Raw genomic sequence first — 20,842 nt, 5'->3', positions numbered from 1 at the left:
CACCCAGGATGCCGCACACTGGGCCGATGCCCGGCCAGCTGGAGGACACGTCGACGTCGCAGCACCTCGAGCCCAGGAGGCCCGAGCCCGGGCGGCTGCTCCTCGCGCTGCTCGTCATGGCGGCGGCGATGCTCGTCACCGCCTTCGTCGGACGTCAGGTCGTCCTCGCGTCGAGCTCGGTCCGCCGCAGCGACGCCTCGGTCATCGACGCGACGACCGGGTACGCGCTGGAGCGGCCCGGGCTCGTCGACGCCCTGCTGCTGTGGGCCCATCTCACCGAGCCGTGGGTGCTCTTCCTCGTCCTCGCGCTGCTCGCGGGGGTGCTGCACTGGCGCGGTCTCGTCCGGCGTCGCGCCCTGTGGGTCGTGCCCGTGGGGCTCGTCGGCTGGGGGCTGTCGATCACGTGCAAGTACATCGTCGGGCGCCCGCGCCCGGTGCCGCCGGAGGCGATCACCGTCGCCGACGGCTACAGCTATCCCTCCGGCCACGCGACGGGCAGCACGATCGCGATGATCCTGCTCGTCGTCCTGCTGTGGCCCCTCGCGCGCCGCACGTGGACGCGCACGGTGCTCGTCGTGGCCGCGGCGACCCTCGTCGTGCTCACGTGCCTCGACCGCGTCTACCTCGGGGTCCACTACCCGACCGACGTCGTCGCCGGGGTGCTCGTCGGGAGCGCGACGACCGCCGCCGCGCTGACGATCGGTCTGCGGCCCCGTCCGGGGCCGACCGCCCCGCCTCAGTCCAACCGGGCGTAGCGCGCGCGGGCGATGCAGTAGATGCCGAAGGCGATGATGCCCAGCGCCATCGCGGTGAGCAGGTAGGGGCCGTACTCGGCGCCCTTGACCGCCTTGAGCGCCCCGTCGAGGCCCTGCGCCTCGTCGGGGTCGTGCTGCCACGCGGCGACGACGAAGAAGATGCCGACGAGGGCGAGGACGGCCCCCTTCGCCGGATATCCGATGGTCCCGGCGGTCACCGCCCAGACCCCCGGGTGACGGGTGAGGTCCTTCATGAAGCGCTGGCGCACGCCCTTCTGCACGTAGTACGCACCGACCGCGACGACGACGAGGCCGACGGCCGCGACGAGCCACTGACCGGCGGGCTGGCGCATGAGCGTCTGGGTGAGGGTCTGCGTCTGGTCCTCGCTCGAGCCGGACTCGCCCGACCCGGTGGCGAAGCGGAAAGCCGACCACGCGATGGCGAGGTAGACAACCCCCTTCGCGCCGGACTTGGCCCGCTCCGAGGCGCCGCCGTCGCCCGGCGAGGGCGCGACGACCTCGGCGAGGTACCACAGGCCGAGCGCCGTGCCGCCGACGACGAAGACCCACAGGAGCAGGGCGCCGAGGGGCTGGCCGGCGAGCGCCGCGAGCGCACCGGACTGGTCGGCCTGCTCGTCGCCGGCCGCGCCCCAGGCGAGCTGGAGCGCGATGCCGGCGATGACGAGGTGGAGCACGCCGTTGACCGCGTGACCGACCCGGGCGAGGGCGATGACGACAGGGTGCGAGCTCGCGTCGTCGACGGCGTCGACCGCGTCGTCGACGGCCTCGTCGGCGGCGTCGGCCGCTCGGCTCGAGGTCCGGCGGGGGCGGTGCTCGGACGTGCTCACAGCAGGCTCCTCAGGACGGGGACGAGCCCGTCGTCGTCGACGGTGGAGGTGACCTCGTCGGCCACGTCCTGCACCTCGGTCGGTGCGTTGCCCATCGCGACGCCCCGCGCGGCCCAGCGCAGCATCTCGATGTCGTTGCGCTGGTCGCCGACGGCGACCGTCAGCCCGGGCTCGACGTGGAGGCGACGGCGCACGATCTCCAGCGCCGACCCCTTCGAGACTCCCTCGGGGTTGATGTCGAGCCAGGCGGAGAAGCCGACCGAGTAGGCGACGCCGTGCAGGCCGGCGCGGTCGACGGCCTCGGCGAACTCCTCGCTCGTCGCCTCCGGCATCCGCAGGGTGACACGGGTCGTCGGGTGCGCGATGAGCTCTTCCCACGGCACGACCGTCTGCTCGCCGACGAGCTCGTCGGGCGGGTAGGGCGCGCTGAGCCGGAAGCCGACGCCGAGGTCCTCGACCGCGACGAGCGCGTCGGGCAGCACGGGACGCAGGCGGGTGAGGACCGGGGCGGGGTCGAAGGTGACGACGTCGTCCTCGTCGAGCGTCCAGCCCTGCGGGGCGCGGGGGTCCAGACGGACCGTCACCGCGCCGTTGGAGCAGACCGTCCACCCCTTCGTCAGGCCCAGCGCGTCGAGGATCGGGGTCGTCGCGACGATGCCGCGACCGGTGGCGACGACGACGTGGTGACCGGCGTCGAGGACCGCCTGCACCGCCTCGCGGACGGCGGGGCGCAGGACCCCCTCGTGCGTGATCGTCGTGCCGTCGAGGTCGAGGCAGATCATGTGCGCGTCCACGCCCGCAACCTATCCGCCGCGAGGCCGCTCACCGCCCTCGGGCGTGGACACGTCTCGACCGAGCCGCCCGGCGCGGGCTACCGTGGAGGCGTACGTGCTCCGGGGTCGGTGCAATTCCGAGCCGGCGGTGACAGTCCGCGACCCGCTCGCAGCCAGCGAGCGGTTGACGAGGTGAGATTCCTCGACCGACGGTGAAAGTCCGGATGGGAGGCAGCACGTGGTGGCGGGTGCGCTGTGCGCACCCGTGGCCTGCGCACCCTCGCGCGACCCCCCGGAGCCTGGAGACGGCGACGGCAGGAGGACCCAGGGTGACCGGGCCTGATGATGACGAGCGGTGGGTGCGGCGCGCCCTCGAGCTGGCGCAGCGTGGCCCCGCCGTCGACCCCAACCCCCGGGTCGGCGCGGTCCTCGTGGCCGACGGGCCCGACGGCCCGCAGGTGGTCGGCGAGGGCTGGCACCACGGCGCGGGCACCGCGCACGCCGAGGTCGTCGCGCTCGACGCCGCTGGCGAGCGGGCACGGGGCGCGACCGCCTACGTGAGCCTCGAGCCGTGCGCGCACACCGGCCGGACCGGACCGTGCACCGAGGCACTGCTGGCGGCCGGGGTCGCGCGGGTCGTCCACGCGAGCAGCGACCCGGGTGCCGGGTCCGGCGGCGGGGCGCGGGTGCTGCGCGACGCCGGGGTCGAGGTCCGCGGCGGCGTGCTCGCCGACGAGGCCGACGCGCTCGTGCGCGACTGGCGCTTCGCGACCGTGCACGGCCGCCCTCGCGTCACGTGGAAGTACGCGTCGACCCTCGACGGTCGTGTGGCCGCCGCCGACGGCACGAGCCGGTGGATCACCGGGCGGGAGGCCCGGATCGACGTGGGCCGGGCCCGGGCGCAGCACGGCGCCGTCCTCGTCGGCGTCGGCACCGTGCTCGCCGACGACCCCCAGCTCACCGCGCGCGACGCCGACGGCGAGCTCCTCCCCCGGCAGCCGCTGCGGGTCGTGCTCGGGCACCGTCTCGTCCCCCGCGGCGCGCGGGTGCTCGACGGCGACGCCCCGACCCTGCACCTGCCGACCCATGACGTGCGGGCGGCCCTGGCCGAGCTGCACGCCCGGGGCGTGCGCTCGGTGTGGCTCGAGGGCGGGCCGACCGTCGCCGCGGCCTTCTGGCGCGCGGGCTGCGTCGACGACGTCATCGCCTACCTCGCCCCCGCCCTGCTGGGCGCCGGCCCGTCCGCGCTCGGCGACCTCGGCGTCACGACCATCACCCAGGCGCGTCGTCTGCGCACCGAGGCCGTGCGCCTCGTCGGCGACGACGTGCGCATCGACCTGAGCGTCGGCACCGCCGACCCGGACCAGCACCACGAGGAGGACTGATGTTCACCGGCATCATCGAGGAGGTCGGCACCGTGCTCGCCGTCGAGCACGAGCAGCCCGGCGACGAGGGCGAGGCCGTCGTCGGCAGCGCCCGGATGACGATCGAGGGCCCGGGCGTGCTCGTCGACGCCCGCCCCGGCTGCTCCATCGCCGTCGGCGGGGTGTGCCTCACCGTCGTCGAGCACGACGGCGAGCGCTTCACCGCCGACGTCATGGGCGAGACCCTGCGCTGGACCACCCTCGGCGGGCTCGCCCCGGGCGACCCGGTCAACCTCGAGCGCGCGCTGCGCGCCGACGGCCGGCTCGACGGGCACGTCGTCCAGGGCCACGTCGACGGCGTCGGCGAGGTCGTCGCGCGCACCGTGCACGAGCGCTGGGAGGTGCTCGAGGTGAGCGTGCCCGAGGAGTTGCGCCCCCACCTCGTGCGCAAGGGCTCGGTCGCCGTCGACGGCACCTCGCTCACCGTGAGCGGGCTGACCGACGCCGGCTTCGAGGTCTCGCTCATCCCGACGACGCTCGCCGAGACGACGCTCGGCCGCCGGGCCGTCGGCGACCGGGTCAACCTCGAGACCGACGTGCTCGCGAAGTACGTGGCCGGGCTGCTCGGCGACCGTCAGGCCGCGTCATGAGCGACTTCGCGACGATCCCCGACGCCCTCGAGGCCCTGCGCGCCGGGCGCCCGGTGCTCGTGCTCGACGACGCCGACCGCGAGGACGAGGGCGACGTCGTCCTCGCCGCGCAGACGGCCACCGCCGAGTGGCTCGCGTGGACGATCCGGTACACGTCGGGCTACATCTGCGCGCCGATGACCGAGGAGCGCGCCGACCGGCTCGAGCTGCCGCTCATGGTGACGCGCAACGAGGACTCGCTGCGCACCGCGTACACGATCACCGTCGACGCGGCGGCGCAGGTGACGACCGGCATCAGCGCCGCCGACCGCACCCGCACCCTCCACGTGCTCGCCGACCCCACGGCCACCCCCGGCGACCTCGTGCGCCCGGGGCACGTCGTCCCCCTTCGCGCCCGTGACGGAGGCGTCCTCGTGCGCCGGGGCCACACCGAGGCGACGGTCGACCTGTGCCGGCTCGCCGGTCTCGAGCCGGTCGGCGCCATCGGCGAGCTCACGGCCGACGACGGCACGATGCTGCGCACCCCTGACGTGCTCGCGCTCGGGGCGGAGCACGACCTGCCGGTCGTCACCATCGCCGACCTCGTCGCGTGGCGGCGCCTGCACGACCGGGTCGAGCGGGTGACGACGACGACCCTGCCCACCCGGCACGGCCGGCTCGTCGCCCACGGCTACCGCGACCTCGTCACCGGCGCCGAGCACGTCGCGCTCACGCGGCCGGGCGGGTCGCGGGTCCGGGTGCACTCCGAGTGCCTCACCGGCGACGCCTTCGGCTCGCGGCGCTGCGACTGCGGGCCCCAGCTCGACGCCGCGCTCGCCGAGGTCGCCGAGCACGGCGGTGCCGTCGTCTACCTGCGCGGGCACGAGGGCCGGGGCGTCGGCCTGCTCGACAAGCTGCGCGCCTACGCCGAGCAGGACGCCGGGGCCGACACCGTCGAGGCGCAGATCGCGCTCGGGCTGCCCGTCGACGCGCGTGAGTACGGCGCCGCCGTCGCCGTGCTCCACGACCTCGGGCTCACCGACGTCGAGCTCATGACGAACAACCCGGCGAAGGTCGAGGCGCTGGAGCGCGGCGAGATCGCCGTGCGGCGCGTGCCGATCCACGTCGGCGAGGGGCCGGAGAACGCCGGGTACCTCGCGACGAAGCGGGACCGGCTCGGGCACACCGCGCCGCCCACGGGCGCGGCGCCCGTCGCGGCTGCGTCGGCCGACCCCACCACCCCCACCGCACCGAGCACCCCCACGACGACGAGCAGGAGGCCCGCATGAGCGGCCACGGAGCACCGAGCAGCACCACCTGCGACGCGAGCGGCCTGCGTGCCGTCGTCGTCGCCGCGAGCTGGCACGAGGAGGTCATGGACGGGCTGATCGACGGGGCCCGTCGCGGTGCCGCCGACTGCGGCCTGCCCGAGATCGAGGTCGTCCGGGTGCCGGGGACCTTCGAGCTGCCGGTCGCCGCGGCGCGGCTGGCGCAGGACCACGACGCGCTCGTGGCGCTCGGGGTCGTCGTGCGCGGTGGCACGCCCCACTTCGAGTACGTGTGCCAGGCCGCGACCGTCGGGCTCACCGAGGTGAGCGTGCGCACCGGCGTGCCCGTCGGCTTCGGCGTGCTCACGTGCGACACCGACGAGCAGGCGCTCGACCGCGCGGGCCTGCCGGGGTCGAGCGAGGACAAGGGCTACGAGGCGGTGACCGCCGCGCTCGCGACGGCCGTCACGCTCGCCGCGCGCTGACCCCCCTTCGCCCCCACCCCGCTACCCCTCCGGCTACGGCGCAGTACTGGTCGCGATCACGACCACTACTGCGCCGTAGCTCGCGGTAGAGGTGGCACGAAGGGGGACGAGCCCGGGTCAGGGGCGGGCGGCCCCGAGCTTCCAGTAGCCGCTGAAGAGGACGCGGCGGCGCTCGGCGCCGAGCTCCTTGACGAGGTGGCGACGCAGGCAGGTGACGAGACCGGACTCGCCGCACAGCCAGGCGTAGTCGAGGTCGAGGGTGTCGCGGGCGTGCTCGCCGCGGATCGCCTCGAGGACGACGGTGCCGGGGGCCGCCTCGCCGCGCGGGTGCACGTGGACCCCCGCGGGGACGCCCATCGCGGTCGCCGTCTCGGCGTCGGGCACCTCGACGTGGATGCGCAGCTCGCCGACAAGACCTCGCGCGGCTCGGTCGTCGAGGATGGCGAGCAGGGCCGGTATCGCCGTCTCGTCGGCGACGAGCAGCTGGGGCCCGGCGACGTCGTCACCGCGGTAGAGGGCACCGCCCGAGCGCAGACCGGCCGGGTCGCCGACGGTCGCCCGACGCACCCATGAGGACCCGGGGCCCGAGTCGCCGTGCGTCACGACGTCGACGTCGATCTCGCCGAGCTCGGGGCGGTGGGCGCGGATCGTGTACCAGCGCAGGTCGGGGCGGACGTCCTCGTCGATGTCGGCGACGGCGGCCCGGCAGTCGCGGCGCTCCGGGTCGGGCATGACGAGCGGGACGCCCCGGCGCGGCATGAGCAGCCCGAAGTACTCGTCGGCACCCACCCGCTCGAAGTGGCGCAGGTCCTCGGAGGTGAAGGTCAGGCGCCGCACCGACGCGCTGAGGTCGACGACCCGGCTCACCGTCATCTCGAGCTGCTCGTGGCCGTCGCGGTCACGGGTGGGGGCCATCGCCGAGCCGTAGGCCTTCGAGGCGCCCTCGAGCAGGGCGTCACGGACCTTCGCGCCGGCCTTGGTGACGATCGCGGTCATGAGATCTCCTGGTCCTTCGCGGTCGGGGTCGGCATGCCGCGCGGGAGCACGACGGGGGTCCCCGTGTCGGGGTCGGTGAGGATGCGGCAGCGGATGTCGAAGACGCTCGAGACGAGCTCTTCGGTGACGACCTCGACCGGCGAGCCCTGCGCCACGACCTCGCCGTCACGCATGGCGACGACGTGGTCGGCGTAGCGGGCGGCCATCGCGAGGTCGTGCAGGACCATGACGCACGTCGTGCCGCGCTCGGCGTTGAGCCGGCGCACGAGCTCGAGCACCTCGACCTGGTGGGCGATGTCGAGGAAGGACGTCGGCTCGTCGAGCAGGAGGATGCCCGGCTGCTGCGCGAGCGCGAGCGCGATCCACACGCGCTGGCGCTGGCCGCCGCTCAGCTCGTCGACCGCACGGTCGGCGAGCGAGAGGGTGTCGGTGAGCTCGAGGGCCTCGGCGACGATCGCGTCGTCCTGCGGGCCGGGGCGGCGCAGCAGCGAGTGGTGGGGGTGCCGGCCGTGGGCGACGAGCTCGGCGACGCTCAGGCCCTCCGGGGCCAGCGGCGCCTGCGGCAGCAGCCCGATGCGGCGCGCCACCTCCTTCGTCGGGATCGAGGAGATGTCCTCGCCGTCGAGCACGACCTGGCCCGCGCTCGGGGCGAGCAGACGCACGAGTCCGCGCAGCAGGGTCGACTTGCCGCAGCCGTTGGGGCCGACGATGGCGCTCACCCGGCCGTCGGGCACCGACAGGTCGAGGCCCTGCACCACGGTGCGGTCGCGGTAGCCCAGGCTCACCCCTTCGGCACGCAGACGAGAGGCGGTCGGGGCCGCCTGCTCGGTCGTGATCGGTCGCGCAGCGGTCACCGTCATCTCAGCTCCACTCGGGATCGGGTGGCGATGAGCCACAGGAGGAAGGGCGCACCGGCCAGACCGGTGACGACACCCACGGGCAGGTTCGCGCCGCCGGGCACGAGGTACGCGGCGACGTAGTCGGCGACGATCGTCATGAGCGCGCCGACGAGGGCGATGTCGACGAGCCGGGTGCGGCCGCCGTGCAGCCGCCGCCCGATCGGCCCGGCGAGCAGGGCGACGAAGGCGATCGGCCCGCAGATCGCGCACGTCGTCGCGACGAGCAGCACGATGCACAGCAGGGCCAGGGCGCGGCGGCGGGCCACCGGCACGCCGAGCCCGGCGGCGAGGTCGTCGCCGAGCATGACGACGCGCAGCTCGCGGTGGAGCACCAGGACGGTGGGCAGCAGCACCGCGACGACGGCGGCGAGACGCCCGATGTCGGTCCACGTGCCCTGGGCGACAGAGCCGGACAGCCACGACATCGCCTCGGTGAGGCGGTAGATGTCGGCCTTGAGCAGCACCCAGTGGGTGAGAGCGACGAGGAGGGCGGCGCAGCCGACGCCGACGACGATGACCGCCTGCTCTCCCCCCTTCGCCCCCCGCCCGAGGACGAGGAGGAGGGCGGTGACGACGACCGCCCCGGCGAAGCCTGCAGCGCTGACCGCCCCGCCCTGCCAGCCGAGGACGACGAGCGCGAAGAGCGCGCCGGTCGACGCACCGCCGCTCACGCCGAGGATGTCGGGGCTCGCGAGGGGGTTGCGCACGAGGTCCTGCATGAGCGCACCCGCGACGGCGAGGGCGCCGCCGGCGAGGAGGGCGAGGACCGCGCGCGGCAGCTTCGACTCCATGACGATGAAGGACGCGCCGGGGATGCTCTCGCCGCCGATGATGCGCAGCGTGTCGGGGATCGTCACCGTGTAGTCGCCGAGGGTGACGCGCACGACGAAGGCGGCGACGACGAGCACGAGGAGCACGAGGGTGCGACGCAGCGCGCGCCGCGCTCGCGATCGACGGACCTGACGGACCTGCTCGGCCGGGGCGAGGGTGGCGCTCATCCGCGCACCGCCCGGCGGGCGACGATGATGAGCGCCGGCGCGCCGATGACCGCGGTCATCACGCCGACCTGGACCTCCGAGGGCGGGCTGACGACCCGGCCGAGGCTGTCGGCGAGCAGGAGCAGGCTCGGGCCGAGCAGGAGGGAGCCGAGGAGCACCCGGCGGTTGTCCGAGCCGCCGAGCAGGCGCACGACGTGCGGCACGGCGAGCCCGACGAAGGCGATGGGGCCGGCGAGCGCGCACGCGGTGGCGGTGAGCAGCAGCGCACCGAGCAGCGCGGAGCCGCGGGCGAGGAGCACCCGCTGGCCGAGCGCCCGGGCGACGTCGTCGCCGAGGGCCATGGTGTTGAGCGTGCGGCCCGAGGCGAGCGTCAGCACGAGGCCGACGAGGAGGAAGGGCAGAACCTGCACGATGATCGAGGCGTCCTTGCCGGCGACCGAGCCCACCTGCCAGTAGCGGAAGACGTCGAGCGCCCCGTCGTCGCTGACGAGCAGCCCGACCATGATGCTCGAGGTCGCCGCGAGGATCGCGGCGCCGGCGAGCGCGGTCGTCATCGGCTGACGCTGCACCGGCACGCTGAGGGTGATGAGGTGCACGACGAGACCGGTGATGACGACGCCGACGAGCGCGGTCCACAGGTAGTCGACGACGTCGCTCAGCAGGCCCAGCCGGATGCCGATGACGACGAGCAGGGCGGCGCCGGAGTTGAGCCCGAGGATGCCGGGCTCGGCGATGGGGTTGCGGGTCAGGCCCTGCAGGACGACGCCGGCCAGGGCGATGCACGCCCCGACGACGACGGCGACGAGCGTGCGGTCGACCCGGGCGGCGACGATGCCGCTCGCGAGGTCGTCACCGGCGCCGCGCAGGGCGCCGAGCACGGCGGCCGGGGAGATCCCCTGGGAGCCGACGAGCAGCGAGAGCGCCGCCGTCGCGGCGAGCAGCACGAGGCCGCTCGCCGCGACGACGGTCGTCTTCGCCGACGAGGTCACGACGCGGGCTTGCCCTCGGCCGCGGACGCGAGCTTGGGCAGGAAGTCCTCGAGCGCGACCGGCAGCGACAGCGGGGTCGGCGAGGACATCGACAGCGCCGTGGCGTTGTCGGCGGAGCCGACGTAGTGGTCGTCCTTGAGGGCCGGGATCTTGCCGAGCAGCGGGTCCTTCTTGAGCTTCTCGACCTGACCGTCCTCCTCGACGTAGAAGACGACGAGATCGGCGTCGACGTCGGTCGAGCGCTCCGAGGACAGCTCGAAGCTGAAGGCGCCGTCCTTGCTCCCCTTCGCCACGAAGTCGGGCTCGGTCATGCCGAAGCGCTCGAGCATCTGCGGGCGCAGGTCGGTGCTGGCGTAGACGCCGATCGTCGACAGGTCGGTCGGGGTGAACCAGATCCAGGCGGCGGACTTGCCCTTGATCTCGGGGTACTTCGCGACGGCCTCGTCGATGTCGGCGTTGAGGTCGTCGGTGATCTCCTTGGCCTTGTCCTCCTGGCCGAGGGCCTTGCCGACGAGCTCGACCGAGTCCTCCCACGAGGTGCCCCAGGGGGCGCCCGGGTAGGCGACGGTCGGGGCGATCTTCGTCAGCTTGTCGTACTCGTCCTGCGACATCCCGGAGTTGACGCCGAGGACGAGGTCGGGCGCGAGCTTGGCGATCTCGTCGACGGGGACGCCGTCGGCGTCGTCGTAGCGCACGATCTCGGCGTCGGGGTCGATCTCGTCGACGGCGGCGTCGAACCAGTCGGTCGACTTGTCCTTGTTGCCGCCCCAGGTGATGGCCGGCGCGCCGACGGGCACGACGCCGAAGGAGGCGACGACGTCCTGGTCCGACCAGCCGACGGTCGCGATCTTCGTCGGGGCCTTCTCGATCGTCGTCTCGCCGAGGGCGTGCTCGATGGTCACGGGGAAGGCGTCGGCCGCGGCCGAGGTGCTCGCGCCGGAGCCAGCAGCGGCGGTGTCCTCGCTCGGACCGGTCGAGCAGGCGCCGAGGGCGACGACGGGGGCGAGGGCGACGGCACCGACGAAGGATCGGCGGGAGAGGCGGGTCATGCGAGGTTCCTTCACGAACGACGGGGCGCCGAGGTCAGCGCTGCCTCAGTGAGGCAGGCCTAACTTAGGAGGACCTAACCCCTCGAGGCAAGTCTCGTCCGCCGATGTTCCGCGGAGCGGGACCGTGCTGGTCCCCGCCGCGCCCCGCCCTCAGGCCAGACCGAGGTCAGCCAGCGAGTAGACGAAGCGGTAGGGCACGCCCGCCTCGTCCTCGATGCGCGCCCCCGCCCCGGTGTCGCGGTCGGCGATCGTCGCGACGGCGACGACCTCGCCGCCGGCCTCGCGCACCGCGGCGACGGCGTCGAGGGGCGAGCCGCCCGTCGTCGTCGTGTCCTCGACGACGAGGACGCGCCGACCGGCGACCGAGGGACCCTCGATGCGCTGCTGGAGACCGTGCGCCTTGCCTTGCTTGCGCACGACGAAGGCGTCGAGCCGCTCCCCCGCCGCGGAGGCGGCGTGGAGCATCGAGGTCGCGACGGGGTCGGCGCCGAGGGTCAGGCCGCCGACGGCGACGACGTCGAGGTCGGCGACGAGGTCACGCATGACCCGGCCGACGAGCGGGCTGGCCTCGCCGTCGAGGGTGATCCGCCGCAGGTCGACGTAGTACTCGGCCTCCTTGCCCGAGGAGAGGGTGACCCGTCCGTGGACGATCGCCTTCTCGCGGACGATCTCGAGCAGGCGGGCGCGGTCGGCAGCGATGTCGGTCATGGTCGTCGAGTCTACGAATGCCCGCCCGGCCGGGTCGTCCCGTCCGCTGCGCCCCCTACAAGACCCTGCCAGCAGCCTTTCGACGAGCCAGGACCCTCTCGAAGAGGTCGTGGCTCGTCAAGACCCAGCCAGCAGGGTTTTGTAGGAGGGGTGGCGAAGGGGGATGAGTCCCCCTTCGTCAGCGACCGCCGCGCGGGCTGCGGGTCGTCGCGCGACGCACGACGCCGCGCGGCAGGTGGCGCAGCGCGGTGGCGATCGCCTTGTACTGCACGCTCGGGACGCTCACGGCGCGGCCGCGCTCGGCGTCGGCGAGCGCCTCGCGCACGAGGTCGGCGGCGTCCAGCCACAACGGCCCGGACCGCGCGCCGTGGTCGATGCCGGCCCGCTCGTGGAACTCGGTGACGACGTAGCCCGGGCACACCGCGGTGGCCGTGACACCGCTCCCGCGCAGCTGCCCCGAGAGGGACTCGGTGAGGGTCGTGACGTACGCCTTGGCCGCGGAGTACGGCCCGCCGGCGAGGTAGCCGGCGACCGACGAGACGTTGATGATCCGCCCGTGCCCGCGGGTGGCCATCGTCCGCGCGGCGGAGTGCGAGAGGACGAGGACCGCGCGGACGAGGACGTCGAGGAGACGCTCCTCGTCGGCGATATCGGACTGGGCGAAGGGGGTGGCCAGCCCGTAGCCCGCGTTGTTGACGAGGACGTCGACCGGCCGGTCCGCCTCGCCCAGCCGGTCGGCGACCCGCTGCAGCTGGGCGCGGTCGGACAGGTCCGCGACGAGGACCTCGACGGCGACGCCGTGGCGCTCGCGCAGCTCGTCGGCGACCCGCTCGAGGCGGGCCGCGTCGCGGGCGACGAGGACGAGGTCCTCGCCCTTCGCCGCGAGCTGCTCGCAGAACTCGCGCCCGATGCCGGCGGTCGCACCGGTGACGAGAGCGGTGCTCATCGGCCGCCGAGGGTGCGTGCGAAGAGCTCGCGCAGCTCGTCGAAGTGACGCTCGGCGCCGGCCTCCTGGTAGCTGCTCGTGTCGGCCATCGTGAAGCCGTGCGGGGCGTCGGGGTAGACCGCGGTGCGGGCGGACAGGCCGTGCTCGGCGAGCGCGTCGTCGAGACGGGCCACGTCCTCGGGCGGGTTGGCGCCGTCGTTGTCGGCGTGGCCGTAGACGAAGTCGGCGCGTGCACCGGACAGGCGCAGGTGGGGGCTGTCGGGCGCGTCGACGGCGACGCGGGCCCCGTGGAAGCCGGCCGCGGCCGCGACGCCCTGGTCGATGCCGGCGGCGATGGTCGCCAGGCGGGCGCCCATGCAGTAGCCGGTGACGCCGACCGGGCCGTCGGCGACGCCGGGCAGGGCGCGCAGCGCGGCGAGGTAGTGGGGCAGGTCGGCCTCGATGCGCTCGGTCGTCAGCTCGGCGAGGTAGCCCATGGAGATCGGGCCGTAGGCCTTGCGCTCGGCCGGGTCGCGCAGGTCGGCGGTCGGCGTCGTCTGCGCGGCGGTGCCGGAGCGGTAGAAGGTGTTCGGCGCGAGGACGACGTAGCCCCAGGAGGCGATGCGGTCGGCCATGGTCTCGATCTGCTGGCGCAGGCCGATGGCGTCCATGCACAGCAGGACACCCGGGTAGCTGCCGTCGGCGTCCGGGCGGGCGACGACGGCCTCCGCGGTGCCGTCGGCGGCGGGGATCTCGATGAGGGGTCGCATGGCAGCGACGCTACGGCCTGCGGCGGCCCCTGTCTTCGCTCGAGGGGTCGTGGCCGGTCGAGCCCTCGATGGTCGAGGTGCGAAGGGCGCGCAGCGCCCGAGCCTCGAGACCACTGGAGCGAGAGCGGTGGTCTCGAGGCTCCTTCGTCGCACCTCGACCAGCAACCGGCCCCTTCGTCGCACCTCGACCAGCACTGCGGCTCCCCCTTCGCCCTCGACCCTCGACGGGGCGGGGCCTTGTCGGGAGGGCTGCGTAGGGTGGCGGCCGTGCGCATCGCGACCTGGAACGTCAACTCCATCCGCTCTCGTGTCGACCGGGTGGTCGACTGGCTCGGCCGCTCCGAGACCGACGTCCTGCTCATGCAGGAGACCAAGGCCAAGGACGAGCAGTTCCCCTTCGCCCGCTTCGAGGAGCTGGGCTACGAGGTCGCGCACCACGGGCTCAACCAGTGGAACGGCGTCGCGATCGCCTCGCGTGTCGGGCTCGACGACGTCTCGGTCGGCTTCCCCGACGTCCCCGGCTGGGGCGACCCCGCGGCCCCCGAGGCCCGCGCCATCGGCGCGACGTGCGGCGGCGTGCGCGCGTGGAGCCTCTACGTGCCCAACGGGCGCACCCTCGACGACCCGCACCTCGAGTACAAGCTGCAGTGGCTCGAGACCCTGCGCGCCCAGACCGCGGCCTGGCGGGCGGCCGAGCCCGACCTGCCGCTCGCGCTCGGCGGCGACTTCAACATCGCCCCCTTCGACGAGGACGTGTGGGACATGGCGGCCTTCGAGGGCAGCACCCACGTCTCCCCGCGCGAGCGGGCCGCCTTCCAGGCCTTCCTCGACGACGGCCTCGTCGACGTCGTGCGCCCGCACGCACCGGGCCCCGGCACCTTCACCTACTGGGACTACCAGCAGCTCGCCTTCCCGAAGAAGCGCGGCATGCGCATCGACTTCGTCCTCGGCACCCCCGCCCTCGCCGACCGCGTCCTCGGCGCGGCCATCGACCGCGAGGAGCGCAAGGGCAAGGGCGCGAGCGACCACGCCCCCGTCGTCGTCGAGCTGAAGGACTGACCGAGATGACGGGCACCTCCGAGGTCGTCACCCGCGAGGTCGTCAGCCCGGACGGCGCCCGGGTGCACGTCCTCGACCACCGCACGACCGGCGACGGCGACCTGCCGACGCTCGTCCTCGCCCACGGGTGGACGCTCGACCAGTCGAGCTGGGCGCGCGTCGTCTCCGCCCTGCAGCAGCGCCACGCGGTGCGCGTCGTCACCTACGACCAGCCGGGCCACGGGCTGTCGACGCTCGGGCGCGGGCGTCGGGCCACCGTGCGCGACCTCGGCGAGACCCTGCGCGCGGTCCTCGCCGAGGTGGTCCCCGACGGACCCCTCGTCCTCGGGGGCCACTCGATGGGCGGCATGACGGTCATGGCGTACGCCGGGGCGCACCCCGACGAGCTGCACGAGCGCGCCCGCGGGGTCCTGCTCATGGCGACGACCCCCGAGCTGGCCTCCCTGCGCCGCCCGATCCGGGGCGAAGGGGTGGTCATGGGTCTGCAGTCCGTCCTGCCCTCGGAGGTCCCCTCCCTGCCGATGTCCCGCGACATGGTGCGCCGGGCCACCTTCGGCGCGGACGAGCCCGACCCCCGCGACCTCGCCCATGTCGTGAGCATGGGCCGGGCGACGAGCGCGCGGGCGACGGGTCGGTACTTCTCCGCGCTGCAGGGCCACGACGAGATCGGCTCCCTAGGCGTCTTCGCCGGCATCCCCACCGTCGTCCTCGCGGGTGAGCGCGACCGGCTCACCCCCGCGCGGTGGAGCCGGATGTACCACGAGCGCATCCCCGGGGCGGCGCTCGACGTCGTGCCGCGCGCGGGGCACATGCTCGCCTACGAGGCCACCGACCGGGTGGTCGAGCACCTCGAGGACCTGCTCCTCGGGCGGCCGCTCAGGAGCTCGCCGACGCCCTGACCCGCTCGGGCGAGCGCCCCAGCGTGAGCACCGCGACGACGGCCCCCAGGCCCGCGGCCAGCGCGGCCCCGGCGAAGACCGTCTCGACCTGCACCATCGCCGCACCGACGAGCGCGTCGGCGGAGGTCCGGTCGGCCGGGCTGAGCGCCGCGACCGCCTCGTAGTAGCGGTGCAGCCCGACCCCCGTCAGCAGGGCCAGCCCGACGACCATCCCGATCATCCGGGCGACGACGACGAGCGAGCTCGCGGTGCCGTGGGCGTACGACGGCGCGTCGGCGAGGGCGGCGTCGTTGACCGGTGCGAGGGCCAGCCCGGCGCCGAGGCCCGCCATGACGAGGACGGCGGTCGAGCTGACGACCGCGTCGAGCGAGCCGGTCCCCCACGTCGACATCGCCCCGAGCCCCGCGGCCATGAGCGCCAGGCCCGTGCCCGTGACGAGACCGGCCCCGAGGTGGCGCAGCAGCCAGCCCCCGACGAGCGCACCGACGGGCACCGCGACGAGGAAGCGCAGCAGCACCATCGCCGCATGGGTCTGGCCGCCGTCGGTCGTCAGCCGCGCGAGCAGCGGCACGTCGACGACGACGGAGACGAGCGCGACGCCGACGAGCACCGAGACGAGGAGCGCCCACCCGGTCCGTCCGCCGAGGGTGCCGCGGGGCACGAGCGGCGACGGGGCGGTGCGCTGGCGCCACGCGAAGAGACCTGCCGCGACGAGCGCGACCGGGAGCAGCGCGTAGCCGAGCGGCCCGACGACCTCGCGCTCCGGGTCGGCGGCGGCGAAGGTGAGCACGACGCAGCCCAGGGCGGTGCCGAGCAGCAGCGCCCCGACGAGGTCGCCCTCGCGCAGGGTCGGCCACCACCGCCGCAGGGCGACCGCGAGCGCGATCGCGCCGAGTGCCAGCGCGAGCACCCCCACCGGCGTGACCAGGCGGTGGTCCGCATCCCCGAGGGGGACGAAGGGGAGCCCGAGCGTCACGTCGGTGACGAGCCGTCGGGGCGCGGCGAGCGCCAGCCACAGCAGGGCGACCGCGACCGCGCCGAGCGCGAGGCCCAGGCGGGCCGGGCGGGTGGGCGGGTCCCCCTTCGCCCCCTCACGGTCGACGACCCGCAGGGCGACGGCGAGGACGAGGGCGAGGACGACGTTGAGCCAGAAGATCGCCCGCCAGTCGGCGACCGCGAGCACCGCGGCGCCGAGGACGGGTCCGAGGACGCTCCCGAGCTCCTGGACCGCGCCCACCATGCCGAGCGGCACGCCGCGGCGGCCCACGGGCCACAGGTCGGCGACGATCGCGAGGGTCGCCGGGACGAGCCCGCCGCCACCGATCCCCTGGACGACCCGCCCGGCGACGAGGACGTCGAGGTCGACGGCGAGGGCGGTGACCCCGGAGCCGAGGACGAAGAGGACGAGGCAGGCGAGGAGGACCCGGCCGCGGGGCACGAGGTCGGCGAGGCGGCCGATGAGCGGCAGCACCGCGATGTAGCCGAGGAGGAAGCCGGAGATGATCGGCGTCGCCCGCTGCAGGCTGTCGAGCGTGAGACCGACCCCGGCCATCATGTCGGTGAGGGCGAGGACGACGACGTAGGTGTCGGCTGCCGCGAGGGCGACGCCGGCGCACGCGAGCGCGAGGAGCGCCCGGGGCCGGGTGGTCTGCCCCACGACGGTGACGCTCACGCGGGCGGCTCGACGGTGACGTCCTTGCCGTACTCGCTGAGGCCGACGGTGTACGTCGTGGTCTCGCCCGTGTAGAACTCGCCGGTGATCTCGGCGGTGCGCAGCTCGCCCGACCCCGGCTCGACGCCGTACGTCACCTCGAAGGTGTCGGCGTCCTCGCCGAGGAGGAAGAGGTCCTGGACGGGCTTCGCGGGCACGCTGCCGGTGTAGGACTGGAGGACGACGTCGCCGTCCCTGGTGCGCTCGCCGGCGGTGACGCCGGTGCTCTCGGCGACGACCTGGCCGACCCCGGAGCCGGTGCGGAAGAACTCCGCCGGGTTGGGCGCGCCGAGGTCGCTCATGTCGACGGGGTTGAAGTCGGAGGAGAAGAAGGACATCCACGTCTTGGCCCCGACGGCGATGATCTCGACGGACGCGGCGGTGCCGTCGATGACCCCGGTGACCTCGCCGGAGAAGGCCGGGGTCCTCGCGTCGACCGAGCCGTCGCCGCTCGCCTTCGAGACGCCGTCCTGGCCCTGCGGCAGGCCGGAGCTGCTCAGCTCGATGTGCACTCCCCCGGCCTGCTCGAAGCGCTCCTGCGCCGTGCGCATCGCATCCGCGGGTGCCGCGGCCTCCTCGCCGCCCGAGCACGCGGGCAGGAGCAGGGCCAGCGGGAGCAGGGCGATCAGCGGGCGTCGGCGCATGGGCGTCACGGTATCCGTCGCGCCGCCGCTCCCGTGGCGAGCCGCGCGCGAGCGACCTAGGGTCGCGAGCACGACCTGGTGGCACCGACGCCACCGACCGGACGAAGGAGTCCCGTGCTCATGGCGATCACCACCGCCCGACGCGCCGCCCTGGCCCTCACCCTGGCCGCCGCGACCGTCGCACCCGCCGCCGTCGGCGTCACCGCCACCGCTGTGCCCGCCGCCACCCCCGTCGCCGCGGCCGCTCCCGCGGCCCAGGGCGACATCAAGGACCGGCTGACGGCGATCCCCGGGGTCCGCTCGGTGGTCGAGGCGAGCGCCCCGGCCGGCTACCGCTTCTTCCGCTTCACCTTCACCCAGCCCGTCGACCACGACGACCCGTCGCAGGGCACCTTCTCGCAGCGCCTCACCCTGCTGCACAAGGACGTGTCCCGCCCGATGGTCATGTACACCTCCGGGTACAACGTCGGGTCTTCCGCCTCGCGCTCCGAGCCGACCCGCATCGTCGACGGCAACCAGATCTCCATGGAGTACCGCTTCTTCGAGCCCTCCCGCCCGGCCGGCGCCGACACACCGGCCGAGTGGATGCGGCTGCTGACGATCCGGCAGGCCGCCGCCGATCAGCACCGGGTCATCGAGGCCTTCAAGCCGCTCTACGCGCAGCGCTGGCTGACGACGGGCGGCTCGAAGGGGGGCATGACGGCGACCTACCACCGCCGCTTCTACCCGGGAGACGTCTCGGGCACCATCCCCTACGTCGCGCCGAACGACGTGCGCGACCACCAGGACACGTACAACGCCTTCCTCGCCCGGGTCGGTGACGCCGACTGCCGCGACGCGCTCACCGCCGTCCAGCGCCGGGTCCTGCGCGACCGGGAGACCTACCTCGCCCGGCTCGACACCGTGGACGCGGCATCGGGCTACACCTACGACGACGTCGTGGGCAACCGCGAGAAGGCCTTCGAGTCCTCGGTCATCGACGCGTACTACGCCTTCTGGCAGTACTCGAAGGAGAGCGACTGCGCCGACATCCCCGACGCGGCGACGGCGAGCGACGACGAGATCTGGGACTGGTTCGACGGGGTCTCCCCGCTGTACGGCTATGCCGACGAGCTCGTCGCGACGTACACGCCGTACTACTTCCAGGCCGACTACCAGCTCGGCAGCCCCGAGCCGTACGAGGACCGGCTGAAGGACCTCCTGAGGTACCCGGGCGCGAACACCGCGTCGACCTTCACCCCCGACACCGTCGAGGCGGCGACCTTCGACCGGGCCGCCATGCCCGACGTCGACCGCTGGGTCCGCAAGGACTCCTCGCAGATGCTCTACGTCTACGGCGAGAACGACCCGTGGAGCGCCGAGCCCTTCACCTGCGGCCCGCAGGGGTGGAAGCGCGCGTGCTACCGCTACGACGCCCCCGGCGGCAACCACGGCTCGAACATCGCCGGCCTGCGCCCGGCCGAGCGCGAGCACGCCACCCAGCTCGTCCTGCAGTGGGCCGGCCTCTCGCCGAGCGACCCGGCCGTCCAGCACGTGAAGAAGACCGGTGCCCCTGACTTCAACCGCGTCCTCGACCGCCCGCAGAAGGCCCGCGGCCACGGCATCGCGCCGCTGCTGCAGCGCTGAGCCACCTGGTCCGGTCACCGGATCGAGGTGATCCGCTCCGGCCGCGCCGGCGTGGATCACCTCGACCCGTGAGCGCGGGCATGATGGCCCCGACATGACCCCTCCTGAGCCCCCACGCGCACCCGTCCTCGAGCACGACCCCGTCGCCGTCCAGCGACGGGTCCTGCGCGTCGTCGTCCTCGCCCAGGTGCTCGGCGGGGCCGGGCTCGCCGCGGGCGTGACCGTCGGCGCGCTGCTCGCCGAGCAGATGCTCGGCAGCGCCGGTCTCGCCGGGCTGCCGACCGCGCTCTTCACCCTCGGCTCGGCTCTCACCGCCTACCTCGTCGGCCGGGTGAGCCAGCGTCGCGGGCGCCGGGTGGGTCTCGGGGCGGGCTTCGTCGCCGGTGGCGTGGGCGCCGCCGGGGTCGTCGTCGCCGCGGCGCTCGACGCCGTGCCGCTGCTCCTCGTGGCCCTCTTCGTCTACGGGGCGGGCACGGCGACCAACCTCCAGGCCCGGTACGCCGGCACCGACCTCGCCCGGCCGCACGAGCGGGGCAAGGCCATCAGCGTCGCCCTCGTCTCGACGACGCTCGGCGCGGTGGCCGGGCCCAACCTCGTCTCCCCGCTCGGCGACCTCGCCGAGGGCCTCGGGCTGCCGGCGCTCGCGGGCCCCTTCCTCCTCGCGTGCGTCGCCTACGTCGCCGCCGGGGTCGCCGTGCTCGTCCTGCTGCGCCCGGACCCCCTGCTCCTCGCCCGGCAGCTCGAGAGCCGTGCGGCTACCGCCGCGACGACCGCCGATGCCGGCGGCGGCGCCACCGCACCGGTCGGCCGCGGCGCCGTCGTCGGCGGGGCGATCATGGTGCTCACGCAGCTGGCGATGGTCGCCGTCATGACGATGACCCCGGTCCACATGCGCGCGCACCACCACGACCTCTCCGCGGTCGGTCTCGTCATCGGGCTGCACATCGCCGCGATGTACCTGCCCTCTCCCGTCACCGGGATGCTCGTCGACCGGCTCGGCCGGGTGCCCGTCGCGGCCGGCGCGGCGGTGGTCCTCCTCGGCGCCGGGGTGACCGCGGCCGTCGCACCGGCCGACTCGCTCCCCGTCCTCGTCCTCGCGCTCGTCCTGCTCGGCCTCGGGTGGAACCTCGGCCTCGTCTCGGGCACCGCCCTCGTCGTCGACTCGACGACACCGTCGCAGCGCTCGCGCGTGCAGGGCAACCTCGACGTCCTCGTCGCCCTGTCCGGCGCATCGGCCGGTGTCATGTCCGGGGTGGTCGTCGCGACGACGAGCTATCCCGCCCTCGGTCTCGGCGCCGGCCTGCTCGCCGTGTGCCTCGTGCCCGTCCTGCTCTGGTGGCGCCTCGAGCGGCCCCGGACGCAGTCGAGGGGGGCCGCCCCCCCCCCCCCCCCCCCCGGCCCCCCCCCCCCCCCCCCCCGCGGGGCCCCCCCCCCCCCCCCCCCCCCG

General features: G+C 74.6%; 21 protein-coding genes and 1 riboswitch. Of the genes, 9 read left to right on the top strand and 12 right to left on the bottom strand.

Features of this window, described 5'->3' with window-relative positions:
* Window positions 1-26: 26 nt before the first annotated feature.
* Complete coding sequence (locus LIV55_RS11675; RefSeq protein ID WP_229300307.1) at window positions 27-755, top strand: phosphatase PAP2 family protein; 729 nt, start codon at window positions 27-29, stop codon at window positions 753-755.
* On the opposite strand, the gene LIV55_RS17230 is transcribed toward LIV55_RS11675, so the two are convergent.
* Together LIV55_RS17230 and LIV55_RS11665 are read right to left on the bottom strand one after the other, a co-directional pair.
* Window positions 737-1,603, bottom strand: a complete 867-nt coding sequence (locus LIV55_RS17230; protein ID WP_229300306.1) for a DUF1206 domain-containing protein — start codon at window positions 1,601-1,603, stop codon at window positions 737-739. The genes LIV55_RS11675 and LIV55_RS17230 overlap by 19 nt on opposite strands.
* Window positions 1,600-2,397 (bottom strand): HAD family hydrolase, encoded by a 798-nt coding sequence (locus LIV55_RS11665; protein ID WP_229300305.1) that lies wholly within the window; start codon window positions 2,395-2,397, stop codon window positions 1,600-1,602. The genes LIV55_RS17230 and LIV55_RS11665 overlap by 4 nt, the downstream gene beginning before the upstream one ends.
* A 90-nt stretch (window positions 2,398-2,487) precedes the next feature.
* Window positions 2,488-2,618, top strand: a riboswitch (FMN riboswitch).
* 87 nt (window positions 2,619-2,705) lie between these two features.
* Between LIV55_RS11665 and ribD the strand changes: the two genes are divergently transcribed.
* Genes ribD through ribH form a run of 4 tightly spaced genes read left to right on the top strand, consistent with a single transcriptional unit; the run spans window position 2,706 to window position 6,122 of the window.
* The gene (gene ribD, locus LIV55_RS11660; protein WP_229300304.1) at window positions 2,706-3,761 is read left to right on the top strand and encodes a bifunctional diaminohydroxyphosphoribosylaminopyrimidine deaminase/5-amino-6-(5-phosphoribosylamino)uracil reductase RibD; all 1,056 of its coding nucleotides are present in this window, start codon (window positions 2,706-2,708) and stop codon (window positions 3,759-3,761) included.
* Entirely contained in the window at window positions 3,761-4,390 is a 630-nt protein-coding gene (locus tag LIV55_RS11655; protein WP_229300303.1) for a riboflavin synthase, read from the top strand. The genes ribD and LIV55_RS11655 overlap by 1 nt, the downstream gene beginning before the upstream one ends.
* Window positions 4,387-5,658 carry a 3,4-dihydroxy-2-butanone-4-phosphate synthase gene (ribB, locus tag LIV55_RS11650; protein ID WP_229300302.1) on the top strand — a complete coding sequence of 424 codons (1,272 nt, stop codon included), beginning with the start codon at window positions 4,387-4,389 and terminating at the stop codon, window positions 5,656-5,658. The genes LIV55_RS11655 and ribB overlap by 4 nt, the downstream gene beginning before the upstream one ends.
* Window positions 5,655-6,122, top strand: a complete 468-nt coding sequence (gene ribH, locus LIV55_RS11645; RefSeq protein ID WP_229300301.1) for a 6,7-dimethyl-8-ribityllumazine synthase — start codon at window positions 5,655-5,657, stop codon at window positions 6,120-6,122. Before ribB ends, ribH begins: the two co-directional genes overlap by 4 nt.
* A gap of 117 nt (window positions 6,123-6,239) precedes the next feature.
* Here the strand turns inward: ribH and LIV55_RS11640 are convergent, their stop codons facing one another.
* The 8 genes from LIV55_RS11640 to LIV55_RS11605 form a co-directional block, all read right to left on the bottom strand.
* Window positions 6,240-7,118 carry a siderophore-interacting protein gene (locus tag LIV55_RS11640; protein WP_229300300.1) on the bottom strand — a complete coding sequence of 293 codons (879 nt, stop codon included), beginning with the start codon at window positions 7,116-7,118 and terminating at the stop codon, window positions 6,240-6,242.
* Complete coding sequence (locus LIV55_RS11635) at window positions 7,115-7,978, bottom strand: ABC transporter ATP-binding protein (protein ID WP_068271951.1); 864 nt, start codon at window positions 7,976-7,978, stop codon at window positions 7,115-7,117. Before LIV55_RS11635 ends, LIV55_RS11640 begins: the two co-directional genes overlap by 4 nt.
* A complete protein-coding gene (locus LIV55_RS11630; protein ID WP_229300299.1) occupies window positions 7,975-9,015 on the bottom strand; it encodes a FecCD family ABC transporter permease in 1,041 nt (346 codons plus the stop codon). Before LIV55_RS11630 ends, LIV55_RS11635 begins: the two co-directional genes overlap by 4 nt.
* Window positions 9,012-10,004 (bottom strand): FecCD family ABC transporter permease, encoded by a 993-nt coding sequence (locus LIV55_RS11625; protein ID WP_229300298.1) that lies wholly within the window; start codon window positions 10,002-10,004, stop codon window positions 9,012-9,014. The genes LIV55_RS11630 and LIV55_RS11625 overlap by 4 nt, the downstream gene beginning before the upstream one ends.
* Entirely contained in the window at window positions 10,001-11,053 is a 1,053-nt protein-coding gene (locus LIV55_RS11620; protein WP_229300297.1) for an ABC transporter substrate-binding protein, read from the bottom strand. Before LIV55_RS11620 ends, LIV55_RS11625 begins: the two co-directional genes overlap by 4 nt.
* A gap of 150 nt (window positions 11,054-11,203) precedes the next feature.
* Window positions 11,204-11,761, bottom strand: coding sequence for an orotate phosphoribosyltransferase (gene pyrE / locus LIV55_RS11615; protein ID WP_229300296.1), 558 nt, complete (start codon window positions 11,759-11,761; stop codon window positions 11,204-11,206).
* A 178-nt stretch (window positions 11,762-11,939) separates the two neighbouring features.
* The gene (locus LIV55_RS11610) at window positions 11,940-12,707 is read right to left on the bottom strand and encodes an SDR family NAD(P)-dependent oxidoreductase (RefSeq protein ID WP_229300295.1); all 768 of its coding nucleotides are present in this window, start codon (window positions 12,705-12,707) and stop codon (window positions 11,940-11,942) included.
* Window positions 12,704-13,456 carry a dienelactone hydrolase family protein gene (locus LIV55_RS11605; RefSeq protein WP_191680800.1) on the bottom strand — a complete coding sequence of 251 codons (753 nt, stop codon included), beginning with the start codon at window positions 13,454-13,456 and terminating at the stop codon, window positions 12,704-12,706. Before LIV55_RS11605 ends, LIV55_RS11610 begins: the two co-directional genes overlap by 4 nt.
* Window positions 13,457-13,723: 267 nt before the next feature.
* Here LIV55_RS11605 and LIV55_RS11600 point away from each other — a divergent pair, with 267 nt between their 5' ends.
* Both LIV55_RS11600 and LIV55_RS11595 read left to right on the top strand, forming a co-directional pair.
* Complete coding sequence (locus tag LIV55_RS11600) at window positions 13,724-14,515, top strand: exodeoxyribonuclease III (RefSeq protein WP_229300294.1); 792 nt, start codon at window positions 13,724-13,726, stop codon at window positions 14,513-14,515.
* A gap of 5 nt (window positions 14,516-14,520) precedes the next feature.
* A complete protein-coding gene (locus tag LIV55_RS11595; protein WP_229300293.1) occupies window positions 14,521-15,414 on the top strand; it encodes an alpha/beta fold hydrolase in 894 nt (297 codons plus the stop codon).
* Here LIV55_RS11595 and LIV55_RS11590 read toward each other — a convergent pair.
* Window positions 15,392-17,086 carry an MFS transporter gene (locus LIV55_RS11590; protein ID WP_229300292.1) on the bottom strand — a complete coding sequence of 565 codons (1,695 nt, stop codon included), beginning with the start codon at window positions 17,084-17,086 and terminating at the stop codon, window positions 15,392-15,394. The genes LIV55_RS11595 and LIV55_RS11590 overlap by 23 nt on opposite strands.
* Window positions 17,083-17,769, bottom strand: coding sequence for an LppX_LprAFG lipoprotein (locus LIV55_RS11585; RefSeq protein ID WP_229300291.1), 687 nt, complete (start codon window positions 17,767-17,769; stop codon window positions 17,083-17,085). Before LIV55_RS11585 ends, LIV55_RS11590 begins: the two co-directional genes overlap by 4 nt.
* Before the next feature lie 120 nt (window positions 17,770-17,889).
* On the opposite strand from LIV55_RS11585, the gene LIV55_RS11580 reads away from it, so the two are divergent.
* On the top strand, window positions 17,890-19,395 hold the full coding sequence (locus LIV55_RS11580) for a S28 family serine protease (protein WP_229300290.1): 1,506 nt from the start codon (window positions 17,890-17,892) through the stop codon (window positions 19,393-19,395).
* A gap of 94 nt (window positions 19,396-19,489) precedes the next feature.
* Window positions 19,490-20,842, top strand: a 1,353-nt coding sequence (locus tag LIV55_RS11575; protein ID WP_229300289.1) for an MFS transporter, incomplete at its 3' end; no start/stop codon positions are given.

The sequence above is a fragment of the Janibacter melonis genome (assembly GCF_020567375.1).
Lineage (GTDB): Bacteria > Actinomycetota > Actinomycetes > Actinomycetales > Dermatophilaceae > Marihabitans > Marihabitans melonis.
The sequence above is the reverse complement of the archived record's forward strand: the minus strand, read 5'-3'. Positions and strand labels throughout refer to the sequence as shown.

Bases quoted from the DNA above. Each gene is read 5' to 3' on its own strand.
- ribB (WP_229300302.1), top strand. From the start codon at position 4,387: ATGAGCGACTTCGCGACGATCCCCGACGCCCTCGAGGCCCTGCGCGCC.
- pyrE (WP_229300296.1), bottom strand. From the start codon at position 11,761: ATGACCGACATCGCTGCCGACCGCGCCCGCCTGCTCGAGATCGTCCGC.
- LIV55_RS11620 (WP_229300297.1), bottom strand. From the start codon at position 11,053: ATGACCCGCCTCTCCCGCCGATCCTTCGTCGGTGCCGTCGCCCTCGCC.
- LIV55_RS11655 (WP_229300303.1), top strand. From the start codon at position 3,761: ATGTTCACCGGCATCATCGAGGAGGTCGGCACCGTGCTCGCCGTCGAG.
- LIV55_RS11675 (WP_229300307.1), top strand. From the start codon at position 27: ATGCCCGGCCAGCTGGAGGACACGTCGACGTCGCAGCACCTCGAGCCC.
- LIV55_RS11640 (WP_229300300.1), bottom strand. From the start codon at position 7,118: ATGACCGCGATCGTCACCAAGGCCGGCGCGAAGGTCCGTGACGCCCTG.
- ribH (WP_229300301.1), top strand. From the start codon at position 5,655: ATGAGCGGCCACGGAGCACCGAGCAGCACCACCTGCGACGCGAGCGGC.
- LIV55_RS11585 (WP_229300291.1), bottom strand. From the start codon at position 17,769: ATGCGCCGACGCCCGCTGATCGCCCTGCTCCCGCTGGCCCTGCTCCTG.
- LIV55_RS11635 (WP_068271951.1), bottom strand. From the start codon at position 7,978: ATGACGGTGACCGCTGCGCGACCGATCACGACCGAGCAGGCGGCCCCG.
- LIV55_RS11630 (WP_229300299.1), bottom strand. From the start codon at position 9,015: ATGAGCGCCACCCTCGCCCCGGCCGAGCAGGTCCGTCAGGTCCGTCGA.
- LIV55_RS11610 (WP_229300295.1), bottom strand. From the start codon at position 12,707: ATGAGCACCGCTCTCGTCACCGGTGCGACCGCCGGCATCGGGCGCGAG.
- LIV55_RS11595 (WP_229300293.1), top strand. From the start codon at position 14,521: ATGACGGGCACCTCCGAGGTCGTCACCCGCGAGGTCGTCAGCCCGGAC.
- LIV55_RS11605 (WP_191680800.1), bottom strand. From the start codon at position 13,456: ATGCGACCCCTCATCGAGATCCCCGCCGCCGACGGCACCGCGGAGGCC.
- LIV55_RS11580 (WP_229300290.1), top strand. From the start codon at position 17,890: ATGGCGATCACCACCGCCCGACGCGCCGCCCTGGCCCTCACCCTGGCC.